This is a genomic window from Lutibacter sp., from assembly GCF_021647475.1.
GTDB lineage: Bacteria > Bacteroidota > Bacteroidia > Flavobacteriales > Flavobacteriaceae > Lutibacter.
Genome location: NZ_JAKIUR010000053.1, coordinates 1 through 18,840, shown reverse-complemented (window position 1 = coordinate 18,840; position 18,840 = coordinate 1). Strand labels below are relative to the sequence as shown.

17 protein-coding genes are annotated in these 18,840 nt (G+C 30.2%); all 17 read right to left on the bottom strand.

Translation table 11 applies throughout. From position 1 onward, the window contains the following. Positions 1-145: 145 nt before the first annotated feature. Complete coding sequence (locus tag L3J60_RS11325) at positions 146-532, bottom strand: STAS/SEC14 domain-containing protein (protein ID WP_291975652.1); 387 nt, start codon at positions 530-532, stop codon at positions 146-148. A 218-nt stretch (positions 533-750) separates the two neighbouring features. Further along, positions 751-2,271, bottom strand: a complete 1,521-nt coding sequence (locus L3J60_RS11320; protein WP_291975651.1) for a tail fiber domain-containing protein — start codon at positions 2,269-2,271, stop codon at positions 751-753. Positions 2,272-2,781: 510 nt separating this feature from the next. Further along, on the bottom strand, positions 2,782-4,974 hold the full coding sequence (locus tag L3J60_RS11315; protein ID WP_291975650.1) for a tail fiber domain-containing protein: 2,193 nt from the start codon (positions 4,972-4,974) through the stop codon (positions 2,782-2,784). Between the two features lie 576 nt (positions 4,975-5,550). After that, positions 5,551-6,366: a T9SS type A sorting domain-containing protein gene (locus L3J60_RS11310; protein ID WP_291975649.1), complete on the bottom strand. Its 816-nt coding sequence runs from the start codon at positions 6,364-6,366 to the stop codon at positions 5,551-5,553. A gap of 38 nt (positions 6,367-6,404) precedes the next feature. Beyond that, positions 6,405-7,403 carry a hemagglutinin protein gene (locus tag L3J60_RS11305; protein WP_291975648.1) on the bottom strand — a complete coding sequence of 333 codons (999 nt, stop codon included), beginning with the start codon at positions 7,401-7,403 and terminating at the stop codon, positions 6,405-6,407. Between the two features lie 310 nt (positions 7,404-7,713). Continuing rightward, positions 7,714-7,878 carry a helix-turn-helix domain-containing protein gene (locus tag L3J60_RS13465; protein ID WP_366837271.1) on the bottom strand — a complete coding sequence of 55 codons (165 nt, stop codon included), beginning with the start codon at positions 7,876-7,878 and terminating at the stop codon, positions 7,714-7,716. Between the two features lie 62 nt (positions 7,879-7,940). Next, entirely contained in the window at positions 7,941-8,201 is a 261-nt protein-coding gene (locus L3J60_RS11300; protein ID WP_291975647.1) for a hypothetical protein, read from the bottom strand. A gap of 14 nt (positions 8,202-8,215) precedes the next feature. After that, the gene (locus L3J60_RS11295; RefSeq protein WP_291975646.1) at positions 8,216-9,301 is read right to left on the bottom strand and encodes a hypothetical protein; all 1,086 of its coding nucleotides are present in this window, start codon (positions 9,299-9,301) and stop codon (positions 8,216-8,218) included. A gap of 116 nt (positions 9,302-9,417) precedes the next feature. Next, positions 9,418-10,512 carry a hypothetical protein gene (locus L3J60_RS11290; RefSeq protein WP_291975645.1) on the bottom strand — a complete coding sequence of 365 codons (1,095 nt, stop codon included), beginning with the start codon at positions 10,510-10,512 and terminating at the stop codon, positions 9,418-9,420. 49 nt (positions 10,513-10,561) lie between these two features. Beyond that, a complete protein-coding gene (locus L3J60_RS11285; protein WP_291975644.1) occupies positions 10,562-11,635 on the bottom strand; it encodes a hypothetical protein in 1,074 nt (357 codons plus the stop codon). A 22-nt stretch (positions 11,636-11,657) separates the two neighbouring features. Next, positions 11,658-12,248, bottom strand: coding sequence for a hypothetical protein (locus tag L3J60_RS11280; protein WP_291975643.1), 591 nt, complete (start codon positions 12,246-12,248; stop codon positions 11,658-11,660). 40 nt (positions 12,249-12,288) lie between these two features. Then, positions 12,289-12,870 carry a hypothetical protein gene (locus L3J60_RS11275; protein ID WP_291975642.1) on the bottom strand — a complete coding sequence of 194 codons (582 nt, stop codon included), beginning with the start codon at positions 12,868-12,870 and terminating at the stop codon, positions 12,289-12,291. Between the two features lie 36 nt (positions 12,871-12,906). Next, the gene (locus L3J60_RS11270; protein ID WP_291975640.1) at positions 12,907-14,208 is read right to left on the bottom strand and encodes an OmpA family protein; all 1,302 of its coding nucleotides are present in this window, start codon (positions 14,206-14,208) and stop codon (positions 12,907-12,909) included. 10 nt (positions 14,209-14,218) lie between these two features. Continuing rightward, a complete protein-coding gene (locus tag L3J60_RS11265; protein ID WP_291975639.1) occupies positions 14,219-14,758 on the bottom strand; it encodes a hypothetical protein in 540 nt (179 codons plus the stop codon). 1 nt (position 14,759) lies between these two features. Then, positions 14,760-15,314, bottom strand: a complete 555-nt coding sequence (locus tag L3J60_RS11260; RefSeq protein WP_291975638.1) for a hypothetical protein — start codon at positions 15,312-15,314, stop codon at positions 14,760-14,762. A gap of 36 nt (positions 15,315-15,350) precedes the next feature. Then, positions 15,351-15,518 carry a hypothetical protein gene (locus tag L3J60_RS11255; protein ID WP_291975637.1) on the bottom strand — a complete coding sequence of 56 codons (168 nt, stop codon included), beginning with the start codon at positions 15,516-15,518 and terminating at the stop codon, positions 15,351-15,353. Between the two features lie 169 nt (positions 15,519-15,687). After that, positions 15,688-18,621 carry a response regulator gene (locus L3J60_RS11250; protein ID WP_291975636.1) on the bottom strand — a complete coding sequence of 978 codons (2,934 nt, stop codon included), beginning with the start codon at positions 18,619-18,621 and terminating at the stop codon, positions 15,688-15,690. Between the last annotated feature and the right edge of the window lie 219 nt (positions 18,622-18,840).

Here is an 18,840-nt window from a genome sequence, read left to right as displayed (position 1 = left end):
TTTGACAAGGTTTTATGCACCAAGATACTAAAAACTGGTCTTTTTTGAACCCTATTTTGGTAATAAAAACAACTGAAAACACTATTAAAACTATCTTCTTGTAATAAAATAGGTTCGACTATTTAATCTAACTGTAAACAATATATCAATTTGTTTTAGCTACAAAATCAAAGGCTTCTTTTAATTGAGACACATCAAAATAGCGTTCTAATCTTCCTTTGCTAGCTCGTTCAAAAAATAGATTATCAATAGGAACCAATGCTTTAATAATATTTGAATGTGCTACAATTGCAATATGACCTAAATGTTTATAGTTTCTAAAAGTCCAAATAATATCTTCAAAAAAAGCTTTAATACTTATTTTTGATATTTTTAATTCATCTAATTTTATCAAAACATTAATTTGCTCGATGCCTAAGTTTCTTCTTTCATCAAATAATTTTTGACAAAATTTTTCATCTGCTTCTGTAAAGCTTTCAATTACTTCTAAAGCAAGTACATTGTTTGTAGTATTTTTTAGTAACTGTATCATAACGCTAAAATTTAAGTTGACTTATAAAGTTACTAATTAAAAAGTAAATTATTATTATTTAGTATTGATTTAAACAAAAAATATTCTCGATACTAATTTTAAGCCTAAAAAGGTTAAAATTCACTCGAATTGATGAAATTTTATCATAATGAAATTATTTTTTTGTTGCTTTTTGCAATGACGTTGTTTTCAACTAATTTTGAAGTCAAAGTTTTTTACTAATTACTAACCAATATTCTTTGTTTTAATAATTTATTTACCATTTTTTTAAGCTCTGCTATTTCTTTTTGTTGTTCTTGCATCCCTTTTATAAGTACAGGTATTAACTCGGTATATTTTAACCCAAGGGTTTGTTTTTTATCTGTGCCAACATCTACCATTTCTGGGATTAATTTTTGTACTTCTTGCGCTATTAAACCTAAGTTTACATCTTGATTTCCTTTTTTCCATTTATAAGTAACTGGGCGCAGTTTCATAACTGTATTTAAACCGTAGTTTATATTATTTATTTCTTTTTTTAGTCTTCTATCTGAAGTTTGAATAGTACCATTTACTGCATACACTTTTATCCATCTTCTATTATAGGTGCCCAAACTTGTAAAATTATCGCTAAGAGGTCTAAGGCTTGAAGCACCAATAGATAAATCTTTCCACGTGTTAGTATCCCTATCGTAAGTTTGCACATAACCAACACCATAAGACAAGCAACCTCCTACTACAGCCTCACCACATTTACTAGGATCATAAGCAATTTCAACGCCAGCACCCGTTGTTGGCCAAGTGTTTCCGCTGGCTCTTAATACACCATTAACATCTAATTTTGAAGTTGGAGTAATTGTCCCAATGCCAACATTTCCATTCGAGCCAACTGTTAATCTTGTAAGAGAACCACCACCTGCATATCCTAAATAAGGACTTGTACTTAAGTTAATATTACCACCCGAAAAACTTGTGATATTGGTGTTTGCACCGACGGTTTTGAAAGTGGAATAAGAACCTGTATTGTTTATTCTTATTCCCTGTCCTTCATCTAGCTGAATGTTACCACCTACAATTTGTAGTTTCTCACTTGGAGCATCTGTTCCAATGCCAACATTACCATTAGCTACTCTAAATGTACTATTACCAATATTACCAACCTGAAAAGTACCTGATGGAACTAAAAAACTTTTACTATAAACCTCTACCCATGTAGAATTTTTCATATATATTCCACCTCCATACGTTCCATTATACCAACCTGTAGCTCCGTAACTTCTGTGCCAACCTGCACCATTATCTATAACAGTACTTCCATCTATTGTTAAACCATTATTTGCACTTTCAGTATTTAAGGCGGTGGTTGCTGTTGTAGCATGTTTAGCATAAGGTACCGACATAAACTCGGTAGTGCCTAAATCTACCAAACCAGTGCCCGTATTTACTTGCACATTTAAAAAATGTCGGTCAATGCCCCAATTAATATTGGCAAAAATATCGCTTGTGGTACCTTGTCCTATATTTACAATAACAATACCATTGGCATCGGTATTTACGGTATGGCTTTCTTGATAGACATTGGTAGCGGTTGCTAGTGCTGTACCTTGGTAAATAATAAATTGTATGGTTACGGGTGAAGATGCTAATACATTACCACTACTATCTTTTATTAAGGCTTTATAGTTAATGCCTTGTTGGGCAATTGTTGTTAGTGCTATAAATAATAATAGGACTGTTAAAATACTTTTTTGTGGCTTCATGATTTTTATGTTTTGGTTTAAAATACTACGTTTCAATATTTTGAGTTGTCATTACGAGGAGCGTTTTTACGACGTGGTAATCTGTTTATTATGAGATGAGATTGCTTCTTCGTACCTCATCGCAATGACGTTGTTTAATTTATGCTATACTTTAATTACTCTTATACTATTTTTTACGGTCATTACGAGGAGTTTTTTACGACGTGGTAATCTGCTTATTATATTGAGATTGCTTCTTCTCCCGATAGCTATCGGGACCCATCGCAATGACGTTTTTTAATATCCTGTTACGTCAGTTCGAGAATGCCTGCCAGTAAGGCAAGTAATTTTTGATAAAAAATGGTATTGAGAATGGTGGCTTCTAACTAAAAAATATTCTCGATACTAATTTTAAGCCTAAAAAGGTTAAAATTCACTCGAATTGACGAAATTTTATCATAATGAACTTATTTTTTTGTTTCTTTTTGCAATGACGTTGTTTTCAACTAATTTTGAAGTCAAAGTTTTTTACTAATTACTAACCAATATTCTTTGTTTTAACAATTTATTTACCATTTTTTTAAGCTCTACTATTTCTTTTTGTTGCGTTTCAATGGCTTTTTGTTGTTTCTCAATAATTTTTTGTTGTTCTTGGGTAGCTTTTATTACTACTGGTATTAAAGCCGTATATTTTAAGCCAAGGGTTTGGTCTTTATCGGTACCCACATCTACAATTTCTGGAATTAATTTTTGTACTTCTTGTGCTATTAAACCTAAGTTTATATCTTGATTTCCTTTTTTCCATTTATACGTAACAGGTCGTAATTGCATAACAGTTTTTAAACCGTATTTAATATTATTTATTTCTTTTTTCATTCGTCTATCAGAGGTTTGAATAGTACCATTTACAGCATAGACTGCCGTCCATCTATTGGTAGTGATTCCTAAATTTGTGTAATTATCTTTAACAGGATATATATCAAAGGCTCCAACTACTAAATCTCTCCAAGCAGAGGTAGTTCTATCATAAGATTGAATATATCCTTTATTAAGAGAACTATCATAAGCTATTTCTACACCTGCACCAGTAGTTGGCCATATATTTCCACTAGCTCTTATTACTCCTGAAACATCAGTATTTCCGTTTTTATAAACGGTAAGGGCGTTACTTCTTGTTGTATTACCTAATCCATTACCAATTTCAAATACAGGGTCAGTAGTAACCCAATTAGCAGAATCAGTAGAAGCTCCTATATTATATCTACCTATTGCAACAGAAGCAAAACTAGAAGCTGTTGTAAAATATCCTATTGCTGTGGAATAATCACCTGATGCCAATGAAAGCAGACCCATTGCTGTAGAAACTGAACCTGAAGCTAAAGTGTTTGAACCCATTGAAGTTGAGATATTGCCAGAAGCTCGAGTTTTAATTCCCATTGCTGTTGAATAGTTGCCTGTTGCCCCATATAATGTTAAATTAGTAGCACTATAACTCAAATCTACTGCATTATTACCAATATTACCATAATTAGCAGGGTTTTGCCCAATTAACCGCCGACCAGTATTGCCACCTTCTGTAATTTTTTCGAGGCCAGAAGCTATTAAATTAGTTTCGGCATATTCTTTGGTTATTAAGGCTTTAGCCCCTGCCGTAGTTATTAATGCATTTGTTACACTTGGTGCGGTTATGGTACCATTTTTTAAAACCGTAAGGGCGTTGCTTAAATTAGAACTGCTACTACCATTACCTATTTCAAACAAAGGGTCTGTAGTTGTCCAACTTGTGGCACTACCACCTCCAAGATTATAACGTCCCACTACAGTTGAAATATAAGATTCTGCTTTTGTTTGAAATCCCATTGCTGTGGAAATATCTCCTGAAGCTGTTGTATTATTTCCCATTGCAGTAGCATTAGTACCTGAAGCTGTTGCAGCATCTCCCATGGCTGTGGTCCTCTCTCCAGAGGCCGTTGTAGAAGCCCCCATTGCTGTGGAATAATTACCTGAAGCAGTTGTATGATTTCCCATTGCTATGGAAAATTGACCTGAAGCCGTTGTATAATCTCCCATTGCTGTAGTTATCAATCCTGAAGCTGTTGTATGATTTCCCATTGCTGTAGAACTAGAGCCAGAAGCTGTTGTATAATTTCCCATTGCAGTAGAATAATTACCCGTTGCACCTAATATTGGTGAAGTTGTATTACTAAAACTTAAATCTGTAGCATTATTACCTATATCACCATATAATGTAGGGTCCCTTCCAATTAACCGCCAACCTGTATTTGCACCTTCTGTAATTTTTTCAAGACCAGTTATATTAGTTGCGGTGGCTGCTGTAGTAGCATGCTTGGCATAAGGTACCGCCATAAATTCGGTAGTGCCTAAATCTACCAAACCAGTGCCAGTATTTACTTGCACATTTAAAAAATGCTGGTCGGCTCCCCAATTAATATTGGCAAAAACACCGCTATTAACTGTTCCTTTTCCAATGTTAACAATAACAATACCATTGGCATCGGTATTTACGGTATGGCTTTCTTGGTACACATTATTGGTAAGTGCTACACCTTGGTAAATAATAAATTGTATGGTTACACTTTGGTTAGCAACTACATTACCGCTGCTATCTTTTATTAAAGCTTTGTAGTTAATGCCTTGTTGGGCAATTGCTGTTAGTGCTATAAATAATAATAGGACTGTTAAAATACTTTTTTGTGGCTTCATGATTTTTATGTTTTGGTTTATTTGTCATTACAAGGAGTTTTTTACGACGCGGTAATCTGTTTATTATGAGATGAGATTGCTTCTTCGTACCTCATCGCAATGACGTTGTTTAATTTATGCTATACTTTAATTACTCTTATACTGTTTTTCTGCGGTCATTACGAGGAGCTTTTTAGCGATGTGGTAATCTGCTTATTATATTGAGATTGCTTCTTCGTTCCTTATCGCAATGACGTTGTTTAATATCCTGTTATGTCAGTTCGAGAATGCCTGCCAGTAAGGCAAGTAATTTTTGATAAAAAATGGTATTGAGAATGGCTATTTCTAACTAAAAAATATTCTCGATACTAATTTTAAGCCTAAAAAGGTTAAAATTCACTCGAATTGACGAAATTTTATCATAATGAAATTATTTTTTTGTTGCTTTTTGCAATGACGTTTTTTAATTTATTCTATACTTTAATTACTCTTATACTGTTTTTCTATGGTCATTACGAGGAGCGTTTAGAGACGCGGTAATCTGTTTGTTATATTGAGATTGCTTCTTCGTTCCTCATCGCAATGACGTTGTTTAATTTATTTAATTATTATCTTTTTAATTGCACTATCTCCTGTTTTAGTAGAAAGCTTTAAAAAGTACAACCCTGAGTGCAGTTGGTCAACTTTAAGTTGAGATACATTTTTTGTACTTAACACTTGCTTTCCTAATACATCATACAAAGCCACTTTATCAAAAGTTAAAGAAGAAGAAATATGAATATAATTTGAAGTAGGATTAGGATAAATTGCGACATTATGTTCTAAATTAAACGTTTGAACTGCTAATGTTGAAAAATTAATGCTTTCCATCCCAGGAGCTAAACCAGCAAAATAATCTGTTGTTCCTGTTCCAACTCCTGGTCCATCAATATCAGAATTATAAAAACTATCAAAAACTCCACCAGCACCTGTAGCAATTGGGTCGCTGTTTAATAAAATACTCATTACGCCTGTGACTGGTGAATTGCTAACGTCAAAACTTACCAAATCTATTTGTTGACCTGCTGTATGAGCTAAAATACTTTGCCCTGGAGGTAAGTTAAACTGAAATACATCTTTAGTGCCATCACCTAAACCAGCAACAGCTGTTAAATTTGCTGCATCATGTTGTGCAACAGACCAAGTTCTAGCAGTTAATAATCCTACAGGATTTACAGCATCTGCCGTTCCGGCTGGTAACACTAAAGTAAATCCTACATCAGAAACATCAGTGTTACCTGTTGATGTAAAATCTGGAATGGCAACAACTTTAAAATTGTAACCTGAGATATGCACAATACCAAAGGTATAGCCTTGTGCATTGCTAATTAATACGGTTAAAATAAATACGAATGTGATGTAAAGTTTTTTCATGATTTTTTGTTTTTAATTAATTATTCTTTTTTTATTATTTAAATTTTTGTTGGTACCGTTGTTGAAATGGTATAGGTTGGTGAATGAAATCCATTTCCTGGATTTGCTAATACATTATCTTTTATAATATTACTATCATTACCCGAACCAGAGAATTTTCCGCTACCATTTAAATCAACATCAATATCTAAATAGCCTGATGATGAGAAAGTTACCGAATTAAATCCATTACTTGGATCGGCAAGTACCACATCTTTAATAACGTTGGTATTGTTACTAGCACCAGAAAATTTAATTTGATTGCTTGTATTGGTATCACCAGCCCAAAGTGCCATAACCCCAGAACCTAAATCTACACGTGCATTGCTACCATAAGTTGACAAACCATTACTTTTAAAATCTACGATTGTTGCCGTTGCTTCTGTTAATCCATAATTAGCAGTCGCCGTCATAGCTCCTAAATGGTTTCTATGTTTTACAACTATATAATAATTGGTTGGTGCAGCGGTCATTATTAAATTAGAAACACCATCCAAAGCAACAATATCTCCATCGCGTTGCAGTAAAGCTGATTTTTCATTAATAAGTTTGGTATTATCATTTGCGGCACGTAATTCTACCCAAACCCAATCTACAATATCATCTTGTGCCAATCCTGTTCCTGAGCTTCCACCAGTATTTAATACCGAAGCAGTAATTGTTGCTCCATCGCTATAAGGACTTGTAGTTGGTATGTAACTTGAAGTTCGTAAATTGTCATTCATTAATCCAGCTGTTGCTTGATTTAACATTGGACCTTGTAAAAAAACCTTTGGAGCAATTAAAACACTAAAATTTGTATTAATAAATCCTTCGGAAACAGCAACACTAACTGCACTCAGTTCCTGTACATTTACTTCTCCAATGGTATAAAGAATCTCAATTCCTCCTGCAGAGGCTGAGGCTCCGCCATTATCTATACTAAACTTTTCAATTGTTTGCGAGTAACTCGTAAAAACAATAAGTGAGCATATAAAAAATGTAATTTGTTTTCTCATAATTTTTACTTTTTAAAAGTTATTTTTTTAATGATTTTATTTTTATGTATTATTTTTAATATATAATTGCCATTTTCTAAGTTATTTATATTTAATAAAATGTTTTTTGACATGTTGCTATAATTCAACTCGTTTTTTAAAATTGAGTTTACTATAATTAGCAAGGCAACTAATAGCAATTTAGTTTTGATAAATGTAAGTCTATAATACACCATTAGTTATAAGCATTGTAACAGATGTTATAACTTATGTAACTAAAGTAACTAAGAAGTTTTCTTAGGATTTTATAAAAAAGAATATGTTTAAAAGTCTACTTTTTAGCAAATTCTGAAGGAGTACAATTATACATTTTTTTAAAGCATTTACTAAAATAGGCATGGTCATTAAATCCTACACTATAACCTACCTGAGAAATGTTAATATCGGAAGATCTTAATAATTGAGTAGCTAATTTTAAGCCTAAAAAGGCTAAAATTCACTCGAATTGACAGAATTTTATCATAATGCACAACGGGTTTTATGATTACTACTTATGTTTTATCTTGTTAAAAATTGAAATACATTTATAAAATATATAAAAGCAAAAATTGGAGCTACAAAAAACAAGATTAACCCTGCAATTCCTATTTTTTTCTGCTTAGTTAAAAAACCATAGATGCTTAAACTTGCATTTAAAAAAAGTAATAACGGTATGGCTATAAAAGCTTCTAAACCTTTATCACTGCCACTATATATTACTAGTAAAATTGAAATAATAATAGCAATACTTATAATTATAATGTTTTTACTTCTTTTCACTTTTGTTTGTCTTTTTAATTAGTGGTAATAGCTATTCCCATTGCAAATGAATTTGAAGTAACATTTGTTATCAAATTTGTAGCTATGCCATTTTTCCAATATTTGGCAATAGAATTTGTTCCGTTAGATTCACTGCCTACTACATAAACATCACTTCCTACCAAACTAATTGCACTGACTCCAGCATCTTGCGTTCCATCTGTTAATGCTGTTGCAATTCCATTTTTCCAAATTTTTGCAACATTTTTAGTGCCATTATTTTCATAACCAACCACATAAACATCACTTCCTACCACTGTTATGGCTTTAGAAGAAGCATTTTGAGATCCATCGGTTAATGCAGTTTCAATGCCATTTTTCCAAACTTTAGCAACATAGGTAGTACCATTATATTCAGAGCCTGCTACATACACATCACTTCCTACCACAGTAATTGCATTGGCAATTGCTCTATTAGTACCATCGGTTAATGCTGTTGCTACACCATTTTTCCAAATTTTTGCAATTAAATTAGTGCTGTTAGATTCTTCCCCTGTTGCATATACATCGTTTCCTTCCACAAAGATATCTTCCGCAGAACCAAATTGAGTTCCATCGGTTAATGCTGTCGCTATGCCATTTTTCCAAATTTTAGCAACAGATTTTGTTCCATTAAATTCATTTCCTGCTACATATACATCGTTTCCTTTCACAGTTATTGCAAAAGCACTAGAAGTACCAGTTCCATCGGTTAGGCTTGTTGCTACACCATTTTTCCAAATTTTGGCTACATCATTTGTACCGTTTGATTCATACCCTGCAACATATATATCATTTTCTATCACAGTTAATGCATACGCACGACTAGAATTAGTACCATCTGTCAATGCAGATGCAACATCATTTTTCCAAACTTTTGAAACAGAGTTTGTGCCGTTAGATTCTGAACCTACCACATAGATATCTTTAACAGTAGGTGTTGGTATAGGAGTAGGTGCTGGTGAAATAGTGTCACTTTTACTACAAGAAATAGCAAAAAGTATCATATTTATGAAAATGAGTATTTTTATATTTTTAATTAAAAAATTAAAAATGTTTTTCTGTTTTTTGTTTGTGTTCATAAAAAAAATTTAGGCTATTATTTAAGTTGTTTTTTAATTTTTACAATTCTAATTTTTAATCAGAAAGCATTATAAAATTGCTTAATTTGATAATTATCTTATAAGAAGTTTTATTTTTAATTAGTGGTAATAGCTATTCCCATTGCAAATGAATTTGAAGTAACATTTGTTATCAAATTTGTAGCTATGCCATTTTTCCAATATTTGGCAATAAAATTTGTTCCATTAGATTCATAACCAGCTATATATACATCACTTCCTATCAGGACTATAGCTTTGGCACCAGCATCTTGCGTTCCATTTGTTAATACTGTTGCAATTCCATTTTTCCAAAATTTAGCAACATCTTTAGTGCCATTATTTTCATAACCAACCACATATACATCATTTCCTACCACGGTAATTGCATTGGCATTAGCACCTTGCAAACCATCTGTTAGTGCAGTTTCAATGCCATTTTTCCAAACTTTTGCAACATAGGTAGTACCATTATATTCATAGCCTGCTACATACACATCACTTCCTACCACAGTAATTGCATTGGCATTAGCATATTGAGTTCCGTCTGTTAATGCTATTGCTACACCATTTTTCCAAACTTTAGCAATCGAATATGTAACATTATCTTCGCTACCAGCTACATACACATCGCTACCTTTAGCAACTATAGAAAATAAACGGGCATGTTGCGTTCCATCTGTGAGCTTAGTTGCTACACCATTTTTCCAAAAGGTGGCAACTTGATGTATTCCATCAACCGTAGAAGTTGTGTATCCTGCAACATACACATCACTACCAACAACAGTTATATCTTGGGCATCGGCATTACTAGTTCCGTCTGAAAGATTAGTTGCTGTACCATTTTTCCAATACTTAGCAACACCATTAAAATCAACTACTGCATTTCCAGCTACATATATATCGTTTCCTACAATTGCAATTGCTTTTGTATAATTGTATATAGATCCATCTGTTAAGGCAGTTTCTATACCATTTTTCCAAACTTTAGCAACGCCATTAGATCCAATATAATCATAACCTGTTATATAGATGTCTTTAACAGTAGGTGTTGGTATAGGAGTAGGTGCTGGTGAAATAGGGTCACTTTTGCTACAAGAAATAGCAAAAAGAATCATATTTATAAAAATGAGTGTTTTTATATTTTTAATTAAAAAATTAAAACTATTTTTCTGTTTTTTGTTTGTATTCATAATAAATTTTTTAGGTTACTGTTTAAGTTATTTTTTTAATTTTTTATTACTAGTTATTTTCAATCATATCTTCTACACCCATCTTTTTCATTAAATCAAATTGTAATTTTTTGGCTTCGTCTTTAGCTTTTTTAATTAAAGGGTCATAATGATCTCTACAATAATGAGAACCTCCTTTTTCGGTTTTTAAACAATCTTGTTTTTCTTTTCTAAGTTGATTAATTTTATTTCCTAATGCCATTGCTTTAGCTTGAAATGCAGCCATTTTAGCCTGCATATTTTGAATGCCCGTTTTTGGTCCACCCATTATTTCATTGGTTAAACCAAAAGGTTTGTAGGAATTTCCATTAAAACTTTTTGATAATTTTCCAATAGATTGGAGCTCTTCTTGCATATAATCGCCATTTTCATTTTCAATTTTAGAAAAAACAATAAGTGCATTACATTTTTGATTATCTAAATAATTAAGTACTCCAGCTAAAAATCCTGCTACGGGAACACTTGTTTTATCAGGTAACATGGGTTGCTCGTCTAAATAAATAGTCAATTTGGCTCTATCAGCGTTATTATAAATATAACCCGTATAACCGTGTAAAATACCACTCCAATCAACACCTAGGGGAAGTGGTTCAGGATTTTCTTGTTTAACTTCGGGATCATTGCGATCATTAAAAAAGGATAGTAAGGCCAAATGGGTATTTAAAAAATTATCAGCAGCTGATTTTTTTGAAGCTACGGTAAAAACTCTTTTTTTATGATATTTTTTGTCATAAAGATATATTCCCATTTGACCATTTGCAAGTCGTACAGCACCGTCAAATCTATACTCTTTACCCTCTTTGTTAAAATTATTCATCCATAAAATTCCATCTGGAAAAAAGAGGGATCCATCTTGAGAATTCACATAATAGCGTACTGTAAATCGTTTGGGTTTTCCTTTTATGGGGACTTCGAAGGTTGAGTTTATTTGATAGTCAAATTTAAAATTCGCGTTCAACTCATTTTCTGGATTAGCTGGAAATTTACTTTGAGCACCACCTTTAACACATTTCCAACTATGTTCTTGAGCCATATTTGTGGATATAAAAAAGATAATGATGAGTACTGTTAAAATATTTTTCATAAACCTTTTTTTTAAGTGTTTCTTAAATTAGACAGTTAGTAGGTGTTAAACTTATGGATACCCCAGTTATAACACCGTTAATATCATAATCGCCAATTATTAAAATACCATAAGTTTTATATTGAATTGATACGTGTCTCAAATTGAATGTTTGGACACCCTGATCGGGCATATGCCATGTAATTTTAATTCTGTTTTTATCAATTTTCTTTTTATTATTGCTTTCAGGATAAATTAAAACTTCATAATTATTTCCTTTAAATTTACTAAAACTTACATCGCTTCTTAAGAGTAATCCATTGGTTCTAAGATAATTCAATTCAACAAATACATACCCTCTAGCACTATAATAAGCATCTATAGATTTTACATATTTTGGATATTTTGGTGGAATAATTGCAGTAGAACTAACATCTATATTGTAGCATTTTTTACTGGACTTTATATTGCTTTTTATTGTTTCTAAATTGAGATATTGATTACTGAGATTTAATCTATCTTTAGGTAAATATACTTTTTTAGTTAAATTGATTTTTTTGGTGTTTCTTATTTGTGCTGTTGCAGATGTAATTGTTATTATAGCAATTATAGATATTTTAAATAAAATTTTCATGACTATAGATTTTTAGAATTAATTTTGGTGTATGTTATATTTAAATTAAACAAGTAGTTTCATATATCCCCAATGTATAATAAACCGTTCTGTTACCATCGGTTGCCTTTCCTGTAATAAAATATCCATAAGGTTCTTTTGTGATTTTTACATTTTTAAGCTTTATGGTTTTATTTCCCCAAGTTCTCATATTTACAGTCATGCCAATACTATATTTCCCATTTTTATAAATAACCAAATTTTCAACAGTTTTAGCTCCTCGAAAATTGCTACGATCGTCAAATTCTGTTTGAAGGCCGCTTATTGCAATATTATATCCACTTTGAATTCGTAAAAACCCAACTGAAAAAGATGTAAAAGCATAATTATTATTTTTTACACTAACCGAAGTAACTTTAACATTATAACATTTTCGTCCACTTTTAATAGCATTAAAAAGTTGGTTATATACTGGGTCTATGGTAATCTCAGAAATGGAATTATTAAATTTTAGAAGTTTACCATTAGAAGCGTTAATACTGTTTGCTTTTAAAAAAAAGATGGTTATAATTAAGAAGAGTCCACTTTTAATTGCTTTTAAATAATTTGGTTTTTTGTAATTTTTTTTATTTGAATTTTTCATGATAAATATTTTAAATTGTTATTATTATAAGAGTTATTAAATTTTTATAAATTCTACACGTCTGTTTTTGGCTTTACCAGCAGCTGTTGTATTACTTGTAATAGGTTCACTTTCGCCTTTGCCAATAACTAACATGCGTTTACCCGCAATAGGAAAATTATCACTTAAATATTCTTTTATTGCTTGGGCTCTTTTTTTTGAAAGTATTAGATTTGAGGCAGCTGTACCATCACTATCGGTATGACCAATAATTTTAATATTTACTTCAGGATTATCTTGCAAAACTTTACCTAGATCGTCAAGGATTTTAAAACTACTCGGTTTTATGGTAGCTTTATTAACATCAAAAAGAATTTCATTAGTCTCAAATCTACCTGTTTCTAGTAATGGATGTCGCATATCTTTACCTGCAACAGCTAAACGTAGATTGCTAACAAAAAAATGTTCAGCTTCTTTGCCTGCAGTATTAAAGGTTATAGCATTGTAATTAACTGTACCAAAAGCACGAGGTATATCCCATACTTTTTCACTATTAAGGTAAACTCTTAATCTAGTTTTTTGTCGCCAAAGTGAAACGTGAACGGTATTATTTTTAATAGTGAATTGTTTTGTGTTTTTTGAATTTTCTATAATTTTTTCACTATTTAAATAGGTAGTAATTGATGTTTCGCCTACATAATTAAAATTTTTGGGTTTTAATCGTAACCTAACGCCATTTGCTCCCCAGCCAAAACGTGTCCATTTAGTAAAGTCTTTTCTTTTGTCTTTAACTTCAATAATATTTACCCATATTCCATCAGAATACCAATCGAAATTATTAGAAACGCTAAGGTCGAACTCAAAGGTGCAATTTTTAGGTATTTCTGTAATACCATCTGGCGTATATTGCCCTAAGTCTAATTGTAACCAACGGGTATTGTCGTTACCAAAAGTAACCACTTGACCAGAGGAATTGGTATTCCAAGTTATAGGAAAATCGCCAATAGCATCATTTTTAAAAGTATCGGAATAAATAATTTTTGTTCCAGCTACAAAATCTTTGTTGCTGTTTACTGTGTTTTCAGAACTATTTCCATTATTATCATTGGATTTAGAAGACTTCTTTGCTTTATTTTTACGCCTCTTATGTTTTCCTAGTTTCTTAATTTTTTTATCTGAACTAAGAATTGTATCCATTACATTTCCTGTTTTTTCTGCAGTTTTATTTTCTACTTTTTGAGTTACGGTTTCTTTAGCTGCCTCGGCTGCTCTTTTTCCTAATTTTTTCCAAAATTGTGCATGAACAGATGATATGTTTCCAAAAACTGCCAAAACAAGAATTATTAAAAACTTTTTCATAAAGTTGTATTTAAATTAAACAAGGTGTTTTATATATTGCAAAAGTGAAAGAAACCGTTTTTATACTCGTATTTTTTTTAACGGTTATAAAATATCCGTTTTTCTTTTTTACAATTTTTGCATCATAAATTAGATGATAATAAACTGAGTTTCGAATATCAATTTTAGCATTATTTCGGTCTTTACTAATTCTAAGTGTAGTTTCAACAGTTTGTTGATATCGAGTTTGCTTTATACCCATTTGCAAAGGAAATATTGCTTTTAACTCATTTCCATCTTTTACCAAAAATCCTTTTCCATGGCGTGTTTCAATATTAAAAGAGTTATGATTGACATTTTTAGTATCTAATTCAAGTGAAACCATAGCAACTTTATAACAGATGCCATGGTCTAAATCATACATGATTTTATCAAATGTATTAGTAACATATGACGGTAAAGATAATCTTGGTCTAATTTTAGGCTTGTTTAAATTAGTATTCCTAATTTGAGCTTGCATATTCGTTAAACCTAAAAATAAGGTTAGTATGGTTATTTTTAAAAGTTTCATTTTATATTATGGTTTGAACTTCAAATATTCCTAATGTATAATATACAGTTCTGTTACCATCAGTAACTCTTCCTGTAATAAAATATCCAAAACCATCTTTATGAATTTTTACATCTCTTAGTACAATGGTTTTATTGCCCCATGTAACTAATTTTATTTCTACTTTAATAGTGTTAGTAGCTCCATATATTTTTATACCTTCTAAAGTTTTTCTTCCAGTAAAATTATTTCTATCACTAAATTCCATACTAACATTTCGATCTGTTTTTAAAGTTGTAGAATTTTCTTTAGCCAAATAAGCTTTTCCATAAGATGTATATGAATTCAAATATGGCCTTCTAGATTTATTAATACTCATTGAAGCTACTTCTATTTGTAAAGCTTTTCCATGTTGAATTTTATACATAAGCTCATAAAAAATACGATTTATTGGTGATTCAATAGTAGCTTTAGGTTTAATTAACAATACTTTGCTTTCAATATTTTCTGCTTGAACTAATACTATTATCATAAATAATGAAATAGCTAAACTGATAGATTTTCTTAAATTTTTCATTTTTTTCATTTTTAATTATTGTTACTATTTATTGATTTATTTTTTAATAAACCTTACTGTTTTTATTACTTTATTTCTATTAATAACTTTTAAAGTATATTTTCCTTTAGAAAGGTTTTTTACATTTAATAGTATGTTTTTTGAAGGAACCTTTTTTAGAGATCCTTCATATGTGTTTTTAGACATATCGTAATCATTCAACATGTTTTTTAAAAAAGGAAGCCTTAACAAAAAACACAGCTAATTTTGTTTTGATAAATATAGATTGATAATAATCAATTAGTTATGAGCAATGTAACAAATACTATAACTTATGTAACTTAAGTTACATTTTTAAAAAAGAGCTATTTGATTGGTTAAATTAAAGTTTTAATTACTTTTTTGCGTATTCTGAGGGAGAGCATTTATACACTTTTTTAAAGCATTTGCTAAAATAGGCATGGTCATTAAATCCAACACTATAACCTACTTGCGATATGTTTATATCAGAAGTTTTTAATAATTGAGCTGCTAGTTTTAAGCGTTGCGACCTTATAAATTCTGTAGTTGACAAACCTGTTAATACTTTTAATTTTCGGTGTAATTGCATTCTGCTCATACCAACCGCTTTAGAAAATTCGTTTACATGGAAAGATGATTCAACTAAATTGGTATCTAAAATTTGTTGTACACGTTCTAAAAAACGTTCATCAATAGAATTAACCGCAATATCTTTAGGTTTTAAAATTACTTCTTGGCTATACCTAGTTTGTAATTTTTTTCTAATAGCAATTAATTGTGCTACTTTTAAAAGCAACAAATCATTATTAAAGGGTTTGGTGATGTAAGCATCAGCACCTACTTTTATTCCTTTAATTTGATTCTCTTCTCCTGATTTTGCAGTTAATAAAATAATAGGAATATGGCTGGTACGCTCATCTGTTTTTAACGTATTACAAAGTGTAATGCCATCTTTTATAGGCATCATAATATCACTAATAATAATATCTGGAACATATTCTAAAGCAAGTTTAATTCCTTCTTCACCATTAACTGCTTGTATAATAGTATATTCATCTTTTAATAAAGTGCTAATATAATTATTTACATCCTTATTGTCTTCCACAATTAATGCAATTGGATTTTCGGTTTCTTCATTAATTGCGGTGTTTTGAAATTCGATAGTACTACCATTATCAAAACTTATATTTTGTATATTTTTATTGATTAATGGTTCTGTAATAATTTCATCTATTTTAAATGCTTTTTTATTTACTGGAAGTAAAACGGTAAATGTTGTCCATTGATTTGGGATGCTTTCAGCTTTAATTTTTCCTTTATGAAGTAGAACTAATTCTTTAACTAATGCCAATCCAATTCCTGTTCCTTCAGAATTATTATTTAATTGATAAAACCGATTAAATATTTTTGAAATTTTGCTAGATAAAATTCCTGTTCCAGTATTTTTTACTATAAAATTAAGTTTGTTTTCTTTCACAAAAACCTCGGTAATAATGGTTCCTTTTATGGGTGTATATTTTATGGCGTTTGAAAGTAGATTGGTTGAAATTTTTTCTAAAATGTCTTTATCAAACCAAGTTTCTTCAGGTGTTGGATTTATTTTTACTTTAAAATCAATTTTTTTTTGATTTGCCATAAATGAAAACCCATCTAATAATTTTCCATAAAAAGAAGTTAAATTGTGTTGTGCTATTTTTAATTTTAAACTACCCACTTCTATTTTAGAAATATCTAATAGTTGATTAACCAAATCTAACAAACGAGCGGTGTTATTTTGAATAATTTCAAAACTAGCTCTATCTTTATTTGAAATATTTTTTTTCTTTAGTTGTTGTTGAATTGGACTTGAAATTAATGTTAGCGGTGTTCTAAATTCATGAGATATGTTTGTAAATAAATTCGTTTTTAATTGATCTAATTCTTTTAATTTTCGCATCGTTTTCTTTCTGTTTCTATATGAAAAAAAGAAAAATAATCCTACTAACGATGTAATTCCTATTCCGGTAATAAATAAATTTTGCTGATTTGTTTTTTGTTGTTTTGCTAATTCATTTTCTGTTTTTAATAATACAATTTTTTGTTCTTTTTTATGTGTTTGATATTTTATTTCTAGGGCGTGGGTTTCTTTATTTATATTTTTTTTCTCAATTTTTTTTAGCAAAACAATATACTTATCGTAAGTTTCGGTTGCTTTTTTAAATTTATTTGTACGTTTATAAGCGTCTATAAGTCGAAGCGTGTATTCGAGTTCATTACCAAAATCATTTTCTTCTTTACATAATTTAATAACTTTATTATAAAAAATAATTGCTTTAGCATATTCTTTATTCATACTATAAAAATTAGCTAAATAGCCCAACCCCCATCTTTGATATGTTTTATTTTTAGTTTGTACGGCTAATGAGTAGTATAACTGGTAATCTTTTTTAGCTAATTTTAGTTTATGCATTTTAGTAAGTAAAAAGCCACGAACTATAACGGCATAAGAATATGAATTGTGTATAGGTAATTTTTCTTGATAAGAGATAGACTCATTCAATAATTTCAAGGCTTCTTTATATTTTTTTAGTGAAATATAGGCTTGTGCAATAGCTGTGTTTACTTCTTGCATCCCAAATGTATTATTTAATTTTTGATAAACTTTTTTAGCCTTTTTATAAAATTCTAATGATTTTGCATAACCATGTGTAGTTCTAACGGCATATCCCATATAATTATAAATTCGTGCATGAAGGGTGGAGGTTTCAAAAACTTTATCGTTGCTGCAAATAGAATCTGCTTTTGCATAATTTAAAAAAGCCTTATCATATTCAAATTTTTGATACCAAATATTTCCAAGGAGAATAAAACCCCTAATAATATATTCTTGTTTAGTTGCTTTTTCAGCTAGATTTATTTCTTTGTGGGTATAATAAACGGCAGAATCATATACTGATTTTCTTTTAAATTCTTCGCCAATCAACAGCAGTAGTTTTAATTTATAATTGCTTTTTAAAGGTAGTTCTTTTGCTCCTTTTTTTAACTGGGCTATTGCTGAATCGGTATTATATCTATTTTTTTTCCAGTTGGCTATTCTTTTATTTGAGGAAAATATGCCGAAATTATATTTATTTATTTTAGAAATAGAAAGCGACTTTTCAAAATATTTTAATTGTTTTAGAGTGTCTTTTTCTTGAATACCCAAATTTAAAATTTTAGAAACTTTTAATGAGTCAGCTTTCTTTTTTACAGTTTGTGTTTTCAAAGAATTTTGCCCAAATACTATACAACTTAATAGAAAGAAAAGATGAGGTAAATATTTTTTCATAAATAGTCTATTTTGTACAAAGTATAATTGGTATTAGACAAGCTTCTTACGGTGAAATACTTAATCAAATATATAAAAATATAATAACTTGATATTAACCTGAGTTCGACCTAAGGATTTACTTTAAATAACTGAAAATCAAAATGTCATTGCGAAAATTATAAATGTAGTGCCATAATTTGAAGTAATCTTTTCATAAAAATGAGATTGCTTCCTCAT